General features: G+C 44.6%; 17 protein-coding genes. 1 reads left to right on the top strand and 16 read right to left on the bottom strand.

Features of this window, described 5'->3' with window-relative positions:
• Positions 1–2: 2 nt before the first annotated feature.
• The 13 genes from J2736_RS03620 to J2736_RS03560 all read right to left on the bottom strand — a co-directional run bounded on the left by J2736_RS03620 (position 3) and on the right by J2736_RS03560 (position 14670).
• The gene (locus J2736_RS03620; RefSeq protein WP_310223618.1) at positions 3–533 is read right to left on the bottom strand and encodes a type IV pilus modification PilV family protein; all 531 of its coding nucleotides are present in this window, start codon (positions 531–533) and stop codon (positions 3–5) included.
• A 37-nt stretch (positions 534–570) separates the two neighbouring features.
• Complete coding sequence (locus tag J2736_RS03615; protein WP_310223615.1) at positions 571–2958, bottom strand: vWA domain-containing protein; 2388 nt, start codon at positions 2956–2958, stop codon at positions 571–573.
• Positions 2959–2973: 15 nt separating this feature from the next.
• A complete protein-coding gene (locus tag J2736_RS03610) occupies positions 2974–4173 on the bottom strand; it encodes an S-layer homology domain-containing protein (protein ID WP_310223613.1) in 1200 nt (399 codons plus the stop codon).
• Positions 4174–5244 (bottom strand): type IV pilus twitching motility protein PilT, encoded by a 1071-nt coding sequence (locus tag J2736_RS03605; protein ID WP_310223611.1) that lies wholly within the window; start codon positions 5242–5244, stop codon positions 4174–4176.
• 31 nt (positions 5245–5275) lie between these two features.
• Positions 5276–5980, bottom strand: coding sequence for a hypothetical protein (locus J2736_RS03600; protein WP_310223609.1), 705 nt, complete (start codon positions 5978–5980; stop codon positions 5276–5278).
• Between the two features lie 8 nt (positions 5981–5988).
• Complete coding sequence (locus tag J2736_RS03595; protein ID WP_310223608.1) at positions 5989–6600, bottom strand: PilN domain-containing protein; 612 nt, start codon at positions 6598–6600, stop codon at positions 5989–5991.
• A 5-nt stretch (positions 6601–6605) separates the two neighbouring features.
• The gene (gene pilM, locus J2736_RS03590) at positions 6606–7604 is read right to left on the bottom strand and encodes a type IV pilus biogenesis protein PilM (RefSeq protein ID WP_310223606.1); all 999 of its coding nucleotides are present in this window, start codon (positions 7602–7604) and stop codon (positions 6606–6608) included.
• 70 nt (positions 7605–7674) lie between these two features.
• The gene (locus tag J2736_RS03585) at positions 7675–8334 is read right to left on the bottom strand and encodes a prepilin-type N-terminal cleavage/methylation domain-containing protein (protein WP_310223604.1); all 660 of its coding nucleotides are present in this window, start codon (positions 8332–8334) and stop codon (positions 7675–7677) included.
• 35 nt (positions 8335–8369) lie between these two features.
• Positions 8370–9593 (bottom strand): type II secretion system F family protein, encoded by a 1224-nt coding sequence (locus J2736_RS03580; protein ID WP_310223602.1) that lies wholly within the window; start codon positions 9591–9593, stop codon positions 8370–8372.
• A 30-nt stretch (positions 9594–9623) separates the two neighbouring features.
• Positions 9624–11354, bottom strand: coding sequence for a GspE/PulE family protein (locus tag J2736_RS03575; RefSeq protein WP_310223600.1), 1731 nt, complete (start codon positions 11352–11354; stop codon positions 9624–9626).
• Positions 11355–11411: 57 nt separating this feature from the next.
• Positions 11412–12410, bottom strand: coding sequence for a VanW family protein (locus tag J2736_RS03570; protein ID WP_310223598.1), 999 nt, complete (start codon positions 12408–12410; stop codon positions 11412–11414).
• A gap of 561 nt (positions 12411–12971) precedes the next feature.
• Complete coding sequence (locus J2736_RS03565; protein ID WP_310223596.1) at positions 12972–13817, bottom strand: LuxR C-terminal-related transcriptional regulator; 846 nt, start codon at positions 13815–13817, stop codon at positions 12972–12974.
• Between the two features lie 379 nt (positions 13818–14196).
• Positions 14197–14670, bottom strand: a complete 474-nt coding sequence (locus tag J2736_RS03560) for an SgcJ/EcaC family oxidoreductase (RefSeq protein WP_310223595.1) — start codon at positions 14668–14670, stop codon at positions 14197–14199.
• Positions 14671–14909: 239 nt separating this feature from the next.
• Between J2736_RS03560 and J2736_RS03555 the strand changes: the two genes are divergently transcribed.
• Positions 14910–15401 (top strand): cysteine dioxygenase, encoded by a 492-nt coding sequence (locus J2736_RS03555; RefSeq protein ID WP_310223593.1) that lies wholly within the window; start codon positions 14910–14912, stop codon positions 15399–15401.
• Between the two features lie 72 nt (positions 15402–15473).
• Here J2736_RS03555 and J2736_RS03550 read toward each other — a convergent pair whose 3' ends face one another.
• The 3 genes from J2736_RS03550 to J2736_RS03540 all read right to left on the bottom strand — a co-directional run bounded on the left by J2736_RS03550 (position 15474) and on the right by J2736_RS03540 (position 18862).
• Positions 15474–16856: a glycine--tRNA ligase gene (locus J2736_RS03550; RefSeq protein WP_310223591.1), complete on the bottom strand. Its 1383-nt coding sequence runs from the start codon at positions 16854–16856 to the stop codon at positions 15474–15476.
• A 347-nt stretch (positions 16857–17203) separates the two neighbouring features.
• A complete protein-coding gene (locus tag J2736_RS03545; protein WP_310223589.1) occupies positions 17204–18004 on the bottom strand; it encodes a carbon-nitrogen family hydrolase in 801 nt (266 codons plus the stop codon).
• A gap of 327 nt (positions 18005–18331) precedes the next feature.
• Positions 18332–18862, bottom strand: a complete 531-nt coding sequence (locus J2736_RS03540; RefSeq protein WP_310223587.1) for a DUF1572 family protein — start codon at positions 18860–18862, stop codon at positions 18332–18334.
• Positions 18863–18933 lie beyond the last annotated feature (71 nt).

Raw genomic sequence — 18933 nt, 5'->3', positions numbered from 1 at the left:
CGCTACCACCTTTTGATAAGATACGTATCGAGTGTCGTTGATGATTTGGCTGATGGGACTGCAATTGACTCTTCGCCTGACCAATATACAGTAACGAACATTTGAGCCAAATAGTCGTCCGAGTCATTACGAAACGGATCTGCAGCCTCCCAGCGAGAATAGCTCTTATCCAGTTCAACCAAATAGCGGTAGAGCGTGCCATTAATCTCAGTCGCTTTTAATCTGCCTTTCATCAACTCTGAACCATTACTCGATAGGTCACCTGAAAATTTGGGACTGCTCGTCAACAGTGGAACAATGGCATCTCCATAGCCCGTTTTAAAAACATCGCGCAGCTCAGCTGCTTTCAAACGAGCTAAGTTAGCGCCAATGATTTTGCGGCTTTCTTGTGCCGATTTATCTACAGCTGAAGTAAAATAGCCCATCAGCGTAACGCTGATAATCGACATAATCGTCACAGCAATCAAGATTTCCACGAGTGACATGCCGTCTTCGTTAGATTCCACTTGCTTCAGACGTTCATTGCGGCGCACCGTAAGTCCTCCTCACTACCTCACCGATTTCGCCGGTCTAGTTGTTGTTTTGTTCTGTATCGAATTGAACACTAAACGGTTGTTGAACGATTTCAACATTGGAACTATCAACCAACTTTAAGAACACGTAGGAAGTCCCTATTGTCGTATTCGTTTTCGTAGTTACCGTTAAACGCTTCGATGTTAATGGTTTCCAATCGCTTTTCTCTGGTGATGCTGAAGACGGCATAATCGCATAATACATGGCTTTCAGCGTGTATCCTTCCTTTTTAACGTTGCCAAACGTGCGATCCGCTACTGGATACTTCTCATCCACGACCGTTATACTAACCGGTTTATCGGAAACTTCGCCTGCGTTATAATTCACACCTTTTAGCGTTGCCGTCGGGCCTGGATTGATTACGAAATATTCCGGCGTTTGCGCAGTAGATGTAGTCCCCCCTATTGAAGTAGCTTCAAAATGAATTTGATGCCAGCCTTGGCGCTTCTCAATCGTTTCCAATCCTGCCACATCGCTTAAACGGAAAGCATACGTATTGCCATTCTTCATCATTTTCGGAGAGCTGGATGAGATGGAAAGTGATTTATTATCGAACCAAACTCTAACACTCGTTACAGGACTTAAATCATCCGTTGCCGTAATATAAATGATGGCATCATTCGTCGGTTTTGTAAGATCGATGTCGTTACTCCAGCTAATCAATGGCCCTGAACTATCTAAGGAGACATTGCCAGTCGCAACTGCCCCAGCAATAGGAGTCAAAGCACTACCGCTGATTGCATGTGTAAATGCTCGCGTTTTAAAATTCATACCATTCCCATCTGGAACGACCACACCGTCTGTTGTTTGCTTTTGCCAATTGCCATTATTCACGGATATCTCATAACCCGCAATATAGTTACCTTGGAAATCATCATTCGCATAGACAGTCGTGTTAGGAAGTTGTGAAATGGAACCAGAAACAGAACGAAGCTTTCCTGGTCCAAAATGCCAGCCATTCTCATTAATCAGCTTGCCATTCCCATCAACGAGTTCATAAGACGATGGCGCTTTCGGCTTCAAATCAATTTGCTCTGTTGTACCATCTTTATAACTAATCCTTACAACAGAATGATCCGTATCCACAAAGTGTATATCCGTGATCGCTGAATTTTTATTCTTATTCGTCCATTGCTTCTGCTTATCACTTGCGCGCAATCGCTGCAATTCACCTACACTATTCCCGATATACACATTGTCGTATTTATCAAGGACACGAACACTAACAGACAGCTGTGTATTGAAATTAATGTTAAACTGTCGGTTCGCATTACATGCATCTTTGTAAGTTACTTTGGCATCTTGCAGTGGATAATCACCTGCAGCAGTGTCAGGAATTAACTTAATAGCTAGATCAATCTTGTCTTGCTCCGGGCTATATGGAAAATTAATATCTCCAACGTTGACCACAACTTCGTGAGTGGCCGCATCATATCTTACATTTGATGCATTCTCGCCTGGCGCCAAGATGAAACCAGCTGGAATCGGTTGACGCAGTGTCACCGTTTTAAGTTGCGTTGGCGCTTCTATCGTTTTGGTAATGTTATCAAAAACGGCTGAAAGCTGGCTGGTAGAACTTGCTTCATAAGCGGTTCCCCCGGTTTTGGTAGCAATATAACTCAGCAAGTCCAAATCAATCTCATCAGAACCAGGCGTAGCCAAAGCGATCGTATACACTTTAATACCTAGACTAGCTAAGACATCTGCGTCTGCTTTTGCAGCGTTTTTGGCGCCTGTATCATTCGTTATTAACTTATTGCCATCGTTTTCATTGGTCCATACTGTTGCTTTACCGTCTGTTAGCAAAATAATTTGTTTTAAGGGCTTAGTACCACTAGCGGTAAGCATTGTTTTGGCTTTTGCTAGACCATCGTCAATATTCGTACTGCCATTAGCTTTAAACTTTTCGATCTCCGATTGAACATTCGAATACTTCGTATCCAAATCAAGTACTTTTGTCGCATCAGAACTAAACTTTATAAGCCCTAAGCGGTCCCCCATCTTCACGCTTGTAAATTTATCCGTCAATGTAGCTGAGGCATCCTTTAAAATCTGAAGACGAATTGGTGTTCTGCTATCATCTTTATCCATATGGTAGGCCATACTGCCAGATACGTCGGCAACGAAAGCAATATCTACAGGATCACGCGTTTGCGTAACCGTATGTGTCCCGCTCGGATCCAACGTGTAATTGATCGTAACTAATTGGTTCCGCTCAACGCTGGTGACAGGCACATTACCTACACCACTAATGGCTAAGCAACCATTGTCTACTTCTGTCCCATATGCGGGGCTCGATCCTACAAACGCAGGAAACATACTCGTAAGCAGCATCCCAGCCAGCATGATCGCGCTTTTCTTTTTCATTTGAAGATACCAATGCATGGATTGAACTCCTTCCTACACCAAATGAATGATTCTCGAGATGACCTTGAATGCTTCTGCCCGAGTAAGTGACCCTTGTGGTCTGAATGAACCGTCTTCATATCCGCCGACAATGCCTGCCTTTATCACATTTTGCAGGGATGCCTTATTCTTATCTGTTAAGCTTGTGATGTCATTAAAATCGCCAGTTCCCGTACCGACCTTCACATCATATTTTTGTAAAATGCGATCGACCACTCCAACCATTTCTATCCGTGTAATCGGCAAGTCTGGGGAGAAATTTAGATCCACAGGTCTCAGGTCAAGTAATCCCATCGTTTGCGCGGAAGCTACCATACTGGTAGACCAATGCTTGCCCATGTCCTCGTAGCCCAAGACCGGTGACTTGACAGGTTCAATCCCTAATGCTTTGACGACAAGCGTAATAAATTCTGCCTTCGAAAGCGTTCGGTTCGGACGAATCGTATGATCTTCGTATCCATCAATGATCGACTTCTGCATCAAATCGAGAATTTCTTCTTTCGCCCAATGCGTCTCTGCATCAGAAGGCACTGTATTTAGGGATGTTTGTTTCCAAGTGCGCAGCGTAGGTATTGTTTCTGGCATATCGACAGCTTTTTTCACTGAACCTAGCGTCGGCGCAACAGCGCGATCTGGATTTTGAAAAGCAATACCATACACGTTTATCAACCCGTCTGACGTTACTTTCGCACTTCCATTGCTAGCCGCTTCCGCGTCCGTTGGGATGTTAGCCCAAGGCACTTTGCCCAGATAAGCTTTCACTCGGTAAGATTCTTGGGAGGCGCTTTCGAAGTACGAACGGACGATCTCGTCTACATCTGTTGCATGAAAATCAAGTGCACCTGTCGGCTTAACGCCAATTTCATCCCAGAACACGATTAAGTCGTTACCAGCTCGCGCAATCGCTCCTGTCCAAATTTTCACATGTGCGCCTGTTGCATCTGCTTTCGTAACTACAGCATAAGGTTCCTTAGAGACAACCATGCCGACTTCCCAACCCGCCGGTGACAGCTTCATTGTTTCGTATTTCAGACTCCGAGCTTCATAATCGAGCCCCTGTACGACTGCAAATGGGTTGCTCGCTTGGCTTACAACTGTCGTGTTAACGGCTGCTTCGCTTGCAAGGACAGCAGATGGTGACATGATGGACATAACAAGTAGTGCAGTGACAAGTGCATGTTTATTTCGTTTCATTTAATCCTCTCCTAAGGTCATCTCATATTCTTTGATCGCATCTCGGTGAATAATACCCTCTTCAACCAACTGTTTCAGACTGGATACCATCGTCTGCATCCCGATTTGGCGGTTCGTTTGAATGACAGATTTGATTTGATAAATCTTTTCTTGGCGAATCAAGTTCGCAACAGCGGGTGTATTAATGAGTATTTCAAGCGCCATGGCTCTCCCTCTGCCATCCATACGCGGAACTAAACGCTGGGATAAGACACTAATCAATACGGAAGCAAGCTGTACGCGAATTTGTCTCTGCTGTTCGGTAGGGAATACATCGATAATCCGATCGACGGTTTGAGGCGCATCCGGGGTATGCAGTGTTGCCAGAACTAAGTGACCTGTTTCTGCAGCCGTGATAGCAGTCTTAATCGTTTCTAAGTCCCGCATCTCACCGACTAGAATAACATCTGGATCTTGACGCAGTGCAGCTCGCAAACCGTTGGAGAACGTCAATGTATCAATACCAATTTCACGCTGCGCGACAAGACAGTTTTTACTTGGATGTATGTACTCAATTGGATCTTCCAAGGTGATAATATGTTTCTTTTGCGTTTCATTAATAAAATCGATAATGGAGGCAAGTGTTGTGGACTTCCCGCTTCCAGTAGGACCTGTTACTAGGACTAGACCTTGATGCTTATATGCAAACTCCTGAACCAAATCTGGCAGATTTAAGCTAAAAAGGGATGGTACTGTCGTCGATAACACACGAAATACCATGTTGATATGTCGTTTTTGCTTAAACACATTTCCTCGATAACGGGACAGTCCAGGAAGCTCGAACGAAAAGTCGACCTCCCCTTTTTTGGATAACGTTTCGTATTGCTCTTTGGTTAATATTTCTTTCGCCATTCGATGGGTATCCTCTGGCGAAAGCACCGAATCAACCACCTTCATTAATTTCCCATGAAGCCGCATAAGCGGTTCTGTGGTTGCATTAATATGCAAATCAGAAGCCTTCGACTCGTAAGAAACACGCAGCAAATCTTTCAGTGATAACATGTCAGACGTGGATGGTGCTATCATACTCATCGTATTTCCTCCTGAATGGATATGAATTTCGTTAATAAAGTGGATTCGTCTTGCCAGCTGGCTTGTTATATGGAACCGGCAGCGGTGCCTTAAAGAACTTCTGTAAGCCAGGCGCATAATACGAAACAAGCGAAATGTTGACCGTAATCTCCCGTTTGGATGCGTTTAATTTCACTGGCGCTGCACCTTTAACAGCAAATGTCAGCTTATCTACTTGCATCAACCGATTCGCCGTTTGCAATTCACTAAGAAAGCGGCGGATTTGCTGATAATCCCCTTTAACTGTTGTATTGAGCTTAACTGGGATCGCCAGTGATGGCATGACAGCCGCTGTCGCAGCAGGCGTTGCGCTTCCATTAGCAGGCTGTGCACTAGAAGCTGGTGCAGCAACAGGATCTGCGGCTTTGCCAATCTCAAAGTTATAAGAAGCTAACGACATTTTCGTAATGACTTCCAGCATTCTCACTTCGCGAATGAGACCTTCCACATCGGGCACTTCTGGCACACGACTGCGCGCTTTGGAAAGGCTGATTTGCTCGGCTGCGCCGACTGCGCTTCCTCCAGCAGCCCGTTTATTCAATGAATCCAGCTCTTGCTTCTTTTGGACTAACAATTTCGCTTTGGACTCCTTTTCACTTTGCAGCGGAGAGACGAAATTCATGTAGACCATCACGAGCGCCAACGCAAGGATGACAGCTACGATGACTTGATTTCTTGTGCTGTTAAGCATGCTCATTCGCAAGATCAACCTTTCTTGGTGGCATCGGACTTGTACTGCAGTTCAAATGTGGCTTGAATGACTGGCAAAGGTGGATCTATGACGGTGGTTGCACTCTTATCCTCTTGGGCTGCAGCTAACTTATTCATTCCACTTGTGCTAATTAAGGTAAATGACGTCGAAGCTTTCGTCGCTTGCATGAATGTAATGACATCTTCACTCGAAGCAAAATTCCCTGTCACTTTGAGCTTATTGCCATCCCCAAAGCTCAATGCGGTGATATTGGATGCGAGCGGCATGAGGGCTGAAAGTTTATCCAATACATCCGTGGCAAGGGGCTTACTGGCGATAATTTGTTTTGGAATGGCGATGAAATCAGCAACTGCCCCGACTGTTGGGGAATTAGCAAGTTTCGATTGACCTTCCTTAATTTGAAGGTTCACTTGCTCGATCGCGGCATTCGTCTTTTTCAGCTCTGATTTTGCGGTCGTATACATCCATCCCATGCCGCCAACCACCACGACGATTGCTGCCATAAATACATAGCGGAGTAGCGGACTTGATCCTGTTTGCTCTTCCTGCCGCATTTGCAGCAAGTTAATTTCGATGGACTGAAGTTTCTGTACACTTGCGCTCATCGTCCTTAAGCTCCTTTCATCGCTAGTCCAACTGGAACCGCGTAAGCTTGACATGTTGTATCTTCATCTTTCAAAATAGCCTGCAATGGAAACGAAGTAATCTCCCCCGTAAAAGCGCTTTCCAGATGCTCTGGCAGTGCCGTTATCCAGTCATGCTCACCTACGAGATACACGAGTTCCACATGTTTTTGATCCGTAGACACCGTATATTGGAAATAATTCAATACACGACCAAGCTCCATGGATAAGTTGCGCGCATAGGCTGCAAGTTGATCTGTCCCCGTGTCCAAGAAAAAGCTCGTATTGATTTGAATCGATCTGAAAAATACCGGAATGCCATTCACGAATATGCTGACATCCGCATGATCGGGCTCGACATGCAATAGCATGAATCGATCCTTCATCGCGGAGCCGGTTAACCGAGTATGGCGTACCAACATGCGGTGTAGCGCCAGCGGTGCGAGGTCAACAGCCACAGGAACGAGTCCTGATTGCTTGATAACGTGCGCATAGCTTTCAACTACTTCGCTAGGCGTTGCAAAAATAAGGACTTCTTCTTGCGCAGAGGCTTTAGACGATTTCAAAGCGCCTTCCACCGAAGCCGCTGCCTCATCCTTTGGTGCGCCTAATCGAACAAAGTCAAAAACAGGGTTCTTAAATGGCAGCTGCTGCCCGCCGTGTAATTCAACGTCAATCATGTTGCGTAATGCTTTATCTTTTAAGGCCGAAAAGACCGATTTTCGCAGCACCACATTAGAAAGCGGTACTGTGACATTGATATGTGCACCTTGTAACCCTATTTGTTTCACTAAGGTTGAAATGCGACCAATGACCGCGTCTTCGTCCACGAATTTTCCGTGTTTAATACTGCCTCTATCCAGCGCGATGGAATGACGCTGTGTCAGGGTAACTTGCCCATTCACATTCATAATTTCAACTAACTTCGCTTCTGTATCCGAAATTTGCATGCCGTATGTGTATTTGCTAATTTTCTTTGCGAACATTGCGGTGACTCCTCTCGGGTATGCATAAGGGATAAGGGGCGCGCCGCTAGGCGGCGCGCTTGAATTGGAATTATGGTAATACGACAGCAATTGTATCTAGGTTAGCCTCTTCTACACCTGGTGTACCTACGTCAGTACCATCAACAGTTAGATAATTATGTGTGCCATTTACTAGGTGAACAACATAAGTGAATATTCCGGCAGTATTAGTAATAACTACTTTCGACCCATCTGTTGCTGGAGTTGCAGGAGCAGTTGTTTTTGTTCCAGCCGTGTACGTAGTTCCTTTGTTTGATGGATCTTGAGGGATGATTTGTAAATATCCTTTTGCCTGTAGGTCCGCCATATTTACCGTAACGTTTCCATTCGTAGGCACTGTGATGCCTTCCCCAGTTACGTAAAGTCTTGCTGCGTCTACCATCATATGAGCATTTGATTTATGTGCATTCGCTTTCGTTCTCTCCAGAATGGAGCTAATGGATGGAATTGCAATTGCTGCAATAATCGCAATAATGACGATAACGGCTAGCAACTCGATGAGTGTCAACCCTTTTTCATTCTTCATTGCTTCTCTGAAAGACATTTTAGGAGCTTTAAAACCTTCGATTTGTTTGTTTTCCATGGCCATTGCGTTCATTTCATTCCCACCTCTTGGTTTATTTTGGTTATGTACATTTTCTTGCCATACTGGTGTTGCTTTATGTTGGATTGCTAGTAAAACCGCCGACATGTCTATCTATCACCTCCCTTCAAGCCTGAATGACATTAGCCTAAGAAATTATCGTACATTTTGAACATCGGACTCATAATTGCAGCGACAATGACTCCGACAATACTGGAAATAAACAATAACATCAGAGGTTCAATGACCGCCTTTAATCGATCGACACTTTGATCAACATCGGCTTCAAAGAAATCGGCAATTTTTGCAAGCATGTTATCGACTTGCCCTGTTTCCTCACCGATCATCAGCATTTGAACGACCATTTTCGGAAAAATACCGCTTTTCTGAATCGGCTCCGATAGCATCTTGCCTTGCTGCAAACTATCTTTGGCTTCAACCAGCACCTTGGCAATAACGCGATTACCAACGACTTTCGCAGTCACATCAAGCGCCTGTAGGACTGGCACCGCACTAACAAATAGCGATGACATCGTGCGTGTCATTCTTGCAACTGCTGCTTTTTTGAGAATAATTCCGAAAACGGGTATCTTAAATTTGATCGTATCAACCCAGAATTTCCCCTCCTCACTGGATGTGAAGCTCCGATAGAGAACAATCAATCCAACAAGTCCAGCCAAGAACATCCACCAATAATGAACGATTGCGTCGCTTGAACTCATGACAAATCTCGTAATCAATGGTAATTCCGAGCCTTGATCCATGAACATGGATGCGAACGTTGGCACAATTTTTATTAAGAGAAAAATGACAACGACGACGGCAATTACCAGTACAACGATTGGATAAGTCATAGCTGACTTCACCTTTTGAACTGTTTTGTGTTCTTTCTCGTAATGTTCAGCCATTCGTTCAAGTACTTCGTCTAAGTTACCTCCCGTTTCACCAGAGGCCATCATATTAACGAACATGTCGGGAAATACTTTCGGGTGTTCTCCCATTCCTTTGGATAAGGGATGACCGTTGCGGATTTGCTCCGAGATATCACCTAAAGCTGTTTTCAAATACTTGGATGTCGATTGATCTTCGAGAATAGAAACCGCTTGGTCGATTTGAATACCAGCTCGGATCAAGGTAGCAAATTGTCGACAGAAGATAACGAAGTCCTCCAACTTAACTGCTCGTCCAATGTGAATCTCCAGATCCATCGCTGTTTTCCGCTGCTCTTGGATACTTCGTATGGTAATTCCGCGTCCTCGCAGCTCCGTTATGGCCAACTGCTTGTTCTGGGCCTTGACCAGCCCCTTCAGCTTCTTACCGCTTTCGTTGACGGCTTCATACGTAAAGTTCGCCAAGTTAACATTCACCCCCAATCCACACTTGCTTCTTTGCTGTCGTTATTCGTCCGCCACGGCTTTCAACACTTCTTCAATCGTTGTGTGTCCTTGACGAATCTTGAGCAAACCATCATATAGCATGTTCTTAAAGCCGTGCTTAACCAAATGCTGCTCTAGCTCACTTACTGGTCGGTTCTGCACAATTAGGCTGCGCAGCGGTTCATCCACGACTAGCAACTCGTGAACAGCAATACGCCCTCTATAACCTGTTTTGTTGCATGTGCCACAGCCTTTACCTCTGGTCACCATGACTTGCTTATCGGCTACTTTTGGCGAACTCAGCGGAACTACGACACCTGTTCCTGTACCCGCCAATGATTGCTCACTGCCACCCAGTAGTCCAGCCGTTTCCAGCATCTTGATTTCATCTTCTCTTGCAGGAACTTGAGCTGCGCATTCTCGGCATACGCGCCTTACTAAACGCTGAGCGACGATACAGGAGAGCGATGATGCGATTAAATAGGAATCGATACCCATATCGACTAGCCGGCTTATTGTGCTGACTGCACTATTCGTATGGATGGTGCTTAAAACTAAATGCCCCGTAAGAGAAGCACGCACCGCAATCTCTGCCGTTTCCGCGTCCCGGACCTCCCCGACCATGACGATGTTCGGATCTTGTCGAAGGATGGAGCGTAAACCAGAGGCAAAGGTTAATCCAATCTGCGAATTAACCTGCACTTGCGTGACACCATTCATCCGATACTCGACAGGATCCTCAACCGTGATGATTTTGACATCATCACCGTTTAATTGTCCGAGTGCGGAATAGAGCGTTGACGTTTTCCCACTTCCTGTAGGTCCTGAGATCAGCATGATCCCATTTGGTTTTTGAATCATTTTGTCGAATTTCACCAGATTAGCTTCACTGAGTCCTAATTCGGCAATTTTTTTCACACCAGCGGATTGATCTAAAATCCGGAGAACGATACTTTCACCATGAACTGTCGGTAATGTGGATACCCGAATATCAATTCGGCGATTATCGACCTGCATCTGGATGCGACCATCCTGCGGTAACCTGCGTTCCGCAATGTTCAGCTTCGCAATAATCTTCAAACGAGCAGTCAACACACCTTGCATATGCTTCGGCAGCGCTTTCTCTGTTCGCAGCACACCATCAATCCGGTATTTCACGATCAGTTGCTTCTCTTGTGGATCAACGTGAATATCGGACGCCCGCTGCTGCACAGCGGATTGAATGATTTGGTTCACTAGCTTTACAATCGGTGAACCTTGGTCATTTGCTTCCGATTCCTCGTCCTTGATTTCAATCTTATCCAAGTCGACCATGAGCTCATCGACGGATTCTTTCATGCCATAGTTTTTCGTAATCGCCTGCTCAACCTCAGAGCGAATCGCAATGACGGGCTGCACACTCATATTCGTCGCCATGCGAATTTCTTCAATCGCGCCGTAGTTCAGCGGATCTACCATCGCGACCTTGATTTTGCCATTTTTACGTTCGATAGGAATGACACAGTGCTTACGCGCTAGCGCTTCTGGAATTAATTGAACTGTTGGCATATCCAGCTGCGTCTCAAACATATTGACGACTGGAAAACCTAATTGAAATTCCAGGACTTCGACTAACTGTCTTTCTGTAATCAACCCTTTATCGATGAGAATCTCACCGATTTTCTTCCGTGTGTGCACTTGCTGCTTCAGCCCTTGTTCAAGCTGATCCTCCGTGATGAGTCCGTTCATGACAAAAAGTTCACCTATGCGCATTGGGGGGTCCTCCCTTCTGTTGATAGAGTACGTAACGGATCTGTGCAACCTTGTGATCTATGGTGATTTAAGCTCTTCCGCAGTTGGCGCCTTTGCGATAACAATAGGACGTGGTGCGTAGAAATCTTTATATATCAGCTCGTTCTTGCCATCATTCTTCTCATCAACGAACACTTTGACTAGAAGTCCTGATTGGCCTTCACTTCGTTTAGCTTCACCTTGACCCGCCAGCGTAAAATCGGTCACAAACATGCTCTCCGGTGCGAATACTTCTTTCGTAACCGTAATTTTAGGAGCTTTCCACTCTGCTTTCGGTTCTCCATTCAACGTCAGGATTGGAATTTCACCGTTATACATCACGCCTACCGTTAAGGGCACATCCAGCGAGTTATACAAGGTTAGATCCTTCTGCTCAGCTTGAATTTCAACATCGAATCCTGCAGCTGCATAGCTCGGATTATCTTGATGAGCATAACGCTCACCAACTTGCAAGCCAGCTCGTAATGCTGCTTCATACAGTAACGACGCTACCTGAGATAACTCATCTGCTTTCTTCTCTGGCACTTTGCCTTTGCTAGCTTCAACCATCCAAGCTTGAAAGGAGAACAACTTCCCAGGATCAAGTTTGATCAATCCTGCCTGCTCCAGCCATGCTTTGACATTGGCATTAACTCCGACAATACTTTGTGCTTGTGAGATCACTTGTAAGCCCGCCGTTGTTGCTGGTGCTGTTGGTGCCGTTGTTTGTGCTGGCGTGCTTGCAGGCGTTACTGTTGGTGCTGCCGATGTGGTAGCTGTTGGTGCTCCACTTACAGTTGGTGTCGGTTTGACCGATGCTTTCGCATTGTCTTTATCCGTACCTGCTGCAAGCGCAATTCCTTTTGTTGAAGCATTGTCGGTGGTTTTCCAAAACATCAAGCTCTCCAGCTTGTGCTCTGAGTTCCACTCGATGAATCCTGCCGCCGATAACCCATATACGCTTCCAGAACCGACGACGCCTAGAAGAAGAATCCATTTAATAGGCTGCAGGATCAAGGCCTTTCTTCTTTGTCTCATAGCCTACCGTCCCTCAAAGCTCGACATTTTCCCTCCCGTTTCGGTGGGATGCCTCAAATATAGACGGTAATTTCTGTAGAGCAAATCATACATATTTATTAATTCAAATGACCTAATGCATGCACTATAATTCTTAAGGTATGCCTAATAGGAATGGGCCTTTTTATAGGGATTTAAAGCTAGTTGAAAGCTTCAAAAGAAGAATGGAGTCGGGATATCTCATCCGAACTCGTACTTCGGAAACGGTTTCATATAGTTCTTTCGAAACGTCTTCTCCCCTTGCAAATTTCAATCTTTCTATATCTCACTTGCCTTTGTATCTGGTCAATCGTGTTTTTTCTGCAATTTCAGTGAAAAATGGGTCTTCCATCTGTATAGCGGCTCTCGCTATTCAAGTAAATAAGACGTTACTATTCGTCTTTGGATAACAAAAAAAGCTCCATCCCACGTACAGCGTGTGAGATAGAAGCTTTTTTCAACAAATTTGAACCATTTCTCTGTATAGCACGTCAATATTTAGTAGAACTGCAATATTAATATCTTTCTATCTTTCATGCAGCATTATATAGCACCAAGAACACTTAGAATCAAAGAAGCTTTGGAATTGACTTTGAGCTTACGATTTATTTTAGTAACATAGACACGAACGGTATTCTCACTTATTCCCAGCACTTTTCCAATTTGCTTGTAATCATAATCTAACAGCCAATACGTTGCGACTTCCTTCTCCCGAAGCGTTAACTTGAAGGCTTTCAATCGTTCTTCCAGCATTTCCTCAACGAACCAAGTTTTACTTTGCAGCTCTGTCTTTCTTAACTCATATTCAAGCAGAAGCGCAATTGATTTGATGCATGGATACATGAAAGGTGCGGAAATGTGTTCAAAAGCCGTCAAAACTAAATACCCTATAATTTGATGATCAGCCGGTTGTATCGGAACACACATCGTCACCCAATTATGCATCGTATCCAGATAATGATCTTCACCACTTATCCAGACTGGACGCTGAAGGTCAATTGCAGCCGACACCGCATTCGTCCCCGCACTAGATAGTGATAACGAAGAACCAATGCCAATATTATTCAGATTCGCGGCTTGTAGAATGGATCTTTCATCCCCATTAATTGTTAATATGACCCCGTGATTATCCGTTACCATTAATAAATTAGGAAAGTAGAAGGTATTCGTCTTCAAATGTGCTTGCCGAAGTATGACATCCATGAGTACTTGGTTTTTAGCTAGCAGCCGTTCCATCATCTTGCCTTGCACGCGAAACCTCACGCGTGTCGAATCTCTCTGAACGCCATTAAGAAATGATTTCTCATGCAGCTTGGCAATCTCCGCTTGTGATATGCCTATTCTCTCTGTAAATTCATGCATTTGCGTCTCTTCAGCTAATCCTTTCATCAATTCCACTCCTTCTTCCCTATGTACCCTTGTAATGAAATAGCATCCATGCTGTGAGTAGAATTGAAATAATTGTCGTTTATCGCGGTTTCTATTTTCACGACCTTTACAAAATTTTGTATTTTTCGCGCATGTGTCACTAACTATAAGGCTCAAAACGAATGCTTGAAATAGTGCAAAGGTAGTAATTCCAATAAGATAGTATACTTGCACTACTAAACGACATGGTTCGCAGATTTCCCGCTAAGAGTAAGGATTTCAGGCACGTGCCATTCGTAGGATATATACGAAATATGTGTGGAATGTTCCAATTCGTAACTACCAGGAACACCGCAGATGAGGTTAGAATACGTGGTCAATGGAGATGGAGGACAAGTCCTCACGCATTTTTGGCATTTTTTGATTTCGCTTTGTTCATGAACCACTTTTGAATAAAATTCGGCCGTTGGATGCGGCAATTATGAAAGGCAGCAATTTTCCATTGCCCTTTTTCCTTAATCACCACGTTCGTATTTATGGAATCTCGATTCTTAGGCGCCTTCTTCTGCCAACGCAGCTTAATGGCCCCTACGGCATGCGCAATTGCCATATCGGATGTCACGAATCGTATATTCAGAGATCCCCCTTCAACCATACTGGAACCACGCAAAATACCATCAAACAATACTTGATGAACATCGCTTATGGCTTGACGCCCCTTCAAATGCTGCCCATTAAACGTCACATAATCAGCATCTTCTGTAAAACAAGCACCAAATGCCTGACCATCATGGTCATTCCATGCCTTGCTTAACGCAGTAAATACGGCCAAAATTTCTTTCTGATCTTGCTCATTCACTCCAACCTGCAGCATACTCGTTCATCCTCTCAATTTCCGTAGATTGTCATATCTACTATTGTCTCAGATTCGATATCCGTATGTCATACCGCTAGAGTAGGAACATTTCCCCGTCTGCAGACTGATTTCCACGTTAAAATCTTACATTTATCCCTAACCTTTTGAAACTCCGAGGCATATTATATAAACAAAACTTATCCTTCCCCAAATTATTTTTGATAAAGAGATAAGAATGCCTAGGAGGCGAGATGCCAATGACGCTCATCAGAGCAATTGAACAGACATTCTGTAAGTTGCATGCACCAACCCTGGAACAATTAATAGAGGCGCTTCAATCGATAGAGCGAAATCTATCCTTCGTTCCAGACCTCAAAACGGAACCTACTCAACTACCATATGGCCGAAATGTCGTATTTAGCTCACCCGATCTCGAAGTCATCGTCATTCATATCCCCGCTTCCTGCTCAACCGCTATCCATAATCATGGCTCGTCCATCGGCGCAGCTTATCTGGCCTCAGGTTCCTTAGTCAATTCAACCTTCGCCTTAGACTCGGAAGGGTATCCGATTGCTCATCAAGACGATTTCATCCAAGCTGGCGAGTATTTTGTTGCACCTGCAGAGCAGATTCACCAGTTGAACAATCCATTTCATGAGCCGGCTATTTCCCTGCATGTCTATACGCCGCCGTTACGTGAAGTTCGACGTTACTTACCCTATAGCGAAGTCTTAGATTATGTCATCTAGGAGAAAAACCCCTTGTAGCTTACGTCATTAGACGTGCTTACAAGGGGTTTTTTCCTACATATGATATGCCTATTAGAATTGTAGAGCGTTCTCGATAAAGGCTTTTAGCTCCGAAATCGGCATCCGTGTTTGTTCCATCGTATCACGATCACGAACCGTTACTTGACCATCTGTTTCGGATTCGAAATCGTATGTGATACAGAATGGCGTACCGATCTCGTCATGACGACGGTAACGTTTACCAATGGATCCCGTATCATCGTAATCCACCATGAAATGCTTCGCAAGGTCTGCGAATACCGCTTGTGCACCCTCATTCAATTTCTTGGAAAGTGGGAAAATCGCTGCTTTCATCGGTGCCAACGCAGGGTGGAAGTGAAGAACCGTACGAGTGTCGTCACCTTCCAGCTTTTGCTCTTCAAACGCATCGATTAGAAGCGCCAAAGTAACACGATCTGCCCCAAGGGACGGCTCGATACAATAAGGAACATAACGCTCATTCGTTTCTGGCTCGATGTAGTTGAAATCTTCGCCGGAATGCGCCATATGTTGCTTCAAGTCGTAGTCCGTACGATCCGCGATACCCCAAAGCTCACCCCAACCGAACGGGAATTTGTACTCGATATCTGTTGTTGCATTACTATAGTGGGACAACTCATCGTCGTTATGATCACGTAGACGAAGATTATCTGCTTTCGCACCTAGGGATAGCAACCAGTTATGGCAGAAGCTTCTCCAGTATTCGAACCATTTCAAATCTTCACCTGGTTTGCAGAAGAATTCAAGCTCCATTTGTTCGAATTCGCGCGTACGGAATGTAAAGTTACCTGGCGTAATTTCATTACGGAAGCTTTTTCCGATTTGACCAATACCAAATGGCAGCTTTTTACGCATTGTACGTTGTGCGTTCTTGAAGTTAACGAAGATCCCTTGTGCCGTTTCTGGACGAAGATAAACAACGTTGGAGCTCGCTTCTGTTACGCCTTGGAACGTTTTGAACATCAAGTTGAACTGACGAATATCTGTGAAATCTTTACTTCCGCAATCTGGACACACAATGTTGTGTTCCACGATCAGCTTCATCATGTCATCGAACGTCATACCGTCTACGATGATTTCGATATCTTTCTCAGCCAGCTTGTTCTCGATCAATTTATCCGCGCGGTGACGGGCTTTACAGCTTTTGCAATCGATCATTGGATCGTTGAAATTCCCTACGTGACCGGATGCTACCCAAGCTTGCGGATTCATCAAGATTGCCGCGTCTAATCCTACGTTATACGGGGACTCTTGAATGAATTTTTTCCACCATGCGCGCTTAATGTTGTTTTTCAATTCAACACCAAGTGGGCCATAATCCCACGTATTCGCCAAACCGCCATAAATTTCAGAACCAGGAAAAACAAATCCTCTGTGCTTCGCTAACGCGACAACTTGCTCCATTGTTACACTCATTGTTCAATCGCTCCTTAAGCTTTCTAGTTAGTGGGCCATCACCCGACGATGACCTTCTGGATCTGAGCAAACATCAAAAAAGCTCAACATCCAAAGGCATCAAATAATGCCTAGGGACGAGAGCTTCAGCACCCGCGGTTCCACCCTAGTTGATACACCTCGAAGAGCATGTATCCCCTTTATCGTATTGGCTCCGGATAGCCGTTTCCTTGAGCTTCATGCTGGGCTTACACCATTCCCCAACTCGCTGATGATGAAGTTCTTCAAGTACTATTCATCCTTCACAGCCACAATTGATCATTCAATTGGTTTTAGTTTACAGAATATCGCTGCAAAAATCAACTTCCCTAATACAAATGAGGCCTGCGATCTTCAAAAACGGGTATTTTACCCCGTACGCGCACTACTTCTTCCAAATCAATTGTAGCCCGCAAGATCGCTTCACTTTCATCGCCTTCAACCAGCACTTCGCCCCAAGGGTCGATGACCATCGAATGACCGAAGAAATTCGTTGTACCGCTTGTCCCTACGCGATTGCATGCTACTACATACATTTGATTCTCGATGGCACGTGCCATGAGGAGTGTACGCCAATGATGCAGACGTGGATGCGGCCATTCCGCCGGAACGAATAAGATTCTTGTTCCCTCTAGCGCTAATTTGCGCGAAAGCTCAGGGAATCGAATATCATAGCAAATCATCGCGCCAGCAGGCACACCTTCTAGTTCAAATAAGCCAAGTTGCTCCCCGCTGTGCAAGAATTTCTCTTCATCCATGAGTCGAAAAAGATGAATTTTTGAGTATTCTACGATCTCGTTGCCTTCTCGATCCCATGCATAAATCGTATTAAGTACGCGTTCTTCTTTTTTATCCGCAATCGATCCGCCAATAATATTCACACGATGTGTACGAGCGAAGTTGCTTAAAAAAGCTTTCGTTCTCTCCCCATTCACATCAGCTAGTTGTTGGATTTCCGTTAGTGCATACCCTGTGTTCCACATTTCGGGGAAAATCAGGACATCCGGCTTTTGTTCCGCTTGGACGGCTTCGTGAAGCTTCTTTTCGAGCTGTGCAAAATTCACATCGGGTTCCCCGATCGCAATATCCATTTGAATTAATGCAAGGTTAAGCAGTTGTGACTGCGACATTTGGTTAGACCCCTTCCAGTAAAAAACATATATGACTACATACTAGTCGAAAAATACGTGCAACTCAATATTCACTTACAACGCACTACCTCACACTGCCTATTCGCCCGTAACTTTTCAAATCAAGCTTGCTAAACTGATTAGTCAGAAAACGCCGAACTAAACTAGATAAAATCATGCCCGACGCTGGATTAGTTTGGTTTTGCCCAACTATACAGCCATTTTTCTGACTCACAACCCTTTATAAGCCATTTAAGCAGGCAAAATCCAACTAATTCCACTTTCTGATTCACTACATCCGAATTAAGTTGGCAAAATCCAACTAAACTACGTCCCAGGTTTAAACTGTTTTGACTCTCCTCTAGCGATACTAAGCGTTTGCCAATCCTGACTCGCCCCATGCTTACACAACAACACAATTTGCCCCACATGATAGCCGTAATGCGAAACTTGGCGCTGAATCGCTTGCAAGACAGTATGATGTTCCCCTCGAATCCGCACCAGAGAAAGAACATCCTCAGAGGTTAACGAACCTAGTGTTGTAAAAAGCACTTGCCAACCTTCTTCCCACAAGGCAAGTAAAGCATTCCGAGATAATCGTTCCCCTTCAAACTCGCCATCGCGATCACGCGACTCTTTTTCCCCATCTGTGGTTAAGAAATCCGTCCAACGGGACAACATATTCCCATGCATGTGCTTGATAAGAACCTCTAACGAGTTCGATTCTTCATCTAATGTCTCATAAAAAAATGACTCATCCGTTTGGGCAAAAGCACGATCTCCCAACTTTTTCATACTTTGAAAAGCACGTATCGATTCCTGTAGAAAAACATCAGCGATTTGGGCTTGATCTGTCATCTGCATTCCTCTCCTTCGTATCTCGTTGCCTCCATCATATGATAACGGCAAAATGAAGTACAATCGATTAT

Origin of the sequence: Paenibacillus qinlingensis, assembly GCF_031455095.1 — a bacterium.
Taxonomy (GTDB): domain Bacteria; phylum Bacillota; class Bacilli; order Paenibacillales; family NBRC-103111; genus Paenibacillus_E; species Paenibacillus_E qinlingensis_A.
This window is presented reverse-complemented; position numbering and strand designations above follow the sequence as displayed.

Excerpts from the sequence above, each read along its gene's own strand:
- J2736_RS03615 (WP_310223615.1), bottom strand. The coding sequence starts at position 2,958 with ATGCATTGGTATCTTCAAATGAAAAAGAAAAGCGCGATCATGCTGGCT.
- J2736_RS03610 (WP_310223613.1), bottom strand. The coding sequence starts at position 4,173 with ATGAAACGAAATAAACATGCACTTGTCACTGCACTACTTGTTATGTCC.
- J2736_RS03605 (WP_310223611.1), bottom strand. The coding sequence starts at position 5,244 with ATGAGTATGATAGCACCATCCACGTCTGACATGTTATCACTGAAAGAT.
- J2736_RS03600 (WP_310223609.1), bottom strand. The coding sequence starts at position 5,980 with ATGAGCATGCTTAACAGCACAAGAAATCAAGTCATCGTAGCTGTCATC.
- J2736_RS03595 (WP_310223608.1), bottom strand. The coding sequence starts at position 6,600 with ATGAGCGCAAGTGTACAGAAACTTCAGTCCATCGAAATTAACTTGCTG.
- pilM (WP_310223606.1), bottom strand. The coding sequence starts at position 7,604 with ATGTTCGCAAAGAAAATTAGCAAATACACATACGGCATGCAAATTTCG.
- J2736_RS03585 (WP_310223604.1), bottom strand. The coding sequence starts at position 8,334 with ATGTCGGCGGTTTTACTAGCAATCCAACATAAAGCAACACCAGTATGG.
- J2736_RS03575 (WP_310223600.1), bottom strand. The coding sequence starts at position 11,354 with ATGCGCATAGGTGAACTTTTTGTCATGAACGGACTCATCACGGAGGAT.
- J2736_RS03570 (WP_310223598.1), bottom strand. The coding sequence starts at position 12,410 with ATGAGACAAAGAAGAAAGGCCTTGATCCTGCAGCCTATTAAATGGATT.
- J2736_RS03565 (WP_310223596.1), bottom strand. The coding sequence starts at position 13,817 with ATGAAAGGATTAGCTGAAGAGACGCAAATGCATGAATTTACAGAGAGA.
- J2736_RS03560 (WP_310223595.1), bottom strand. The coding sequence starts at position 14,670 with ATGCTGCAGGTTGGAGTGAATGAGCAAGATCAGAAAGAAATTTTGGCC.
- J2736_RS03555 (WP_310223593.1), top strand. The coding sequence starts at position 14,910 with ATGACGCTCATCAGAGCAATTGAACAGACATTCTGTAAGTTGCATGCA.
- J2736_RS03550 (WP_310223591.1), bottom strand. The coding sequence starts at position 16,856 with ATGAGTGTAACAATGGAGCAAGTTGTCGCGTTAGCGAAGCACAGAGGA.
- J2736_RS03545 (WP_310223589.1), bottom strand. The coding sequence starts at position 18,004 with ATGTCGCAGTCACAACTGCTTAACCTTGCATTAATTCAAATGGATATT.
- J2736_RS03540 (WP_310223587.1), bottom strand. The coding sequence starts at position 18,862 with ATGACAGATCAAGCCCAAATCGCTGATGTTTTTCTACAGGAATCGATA.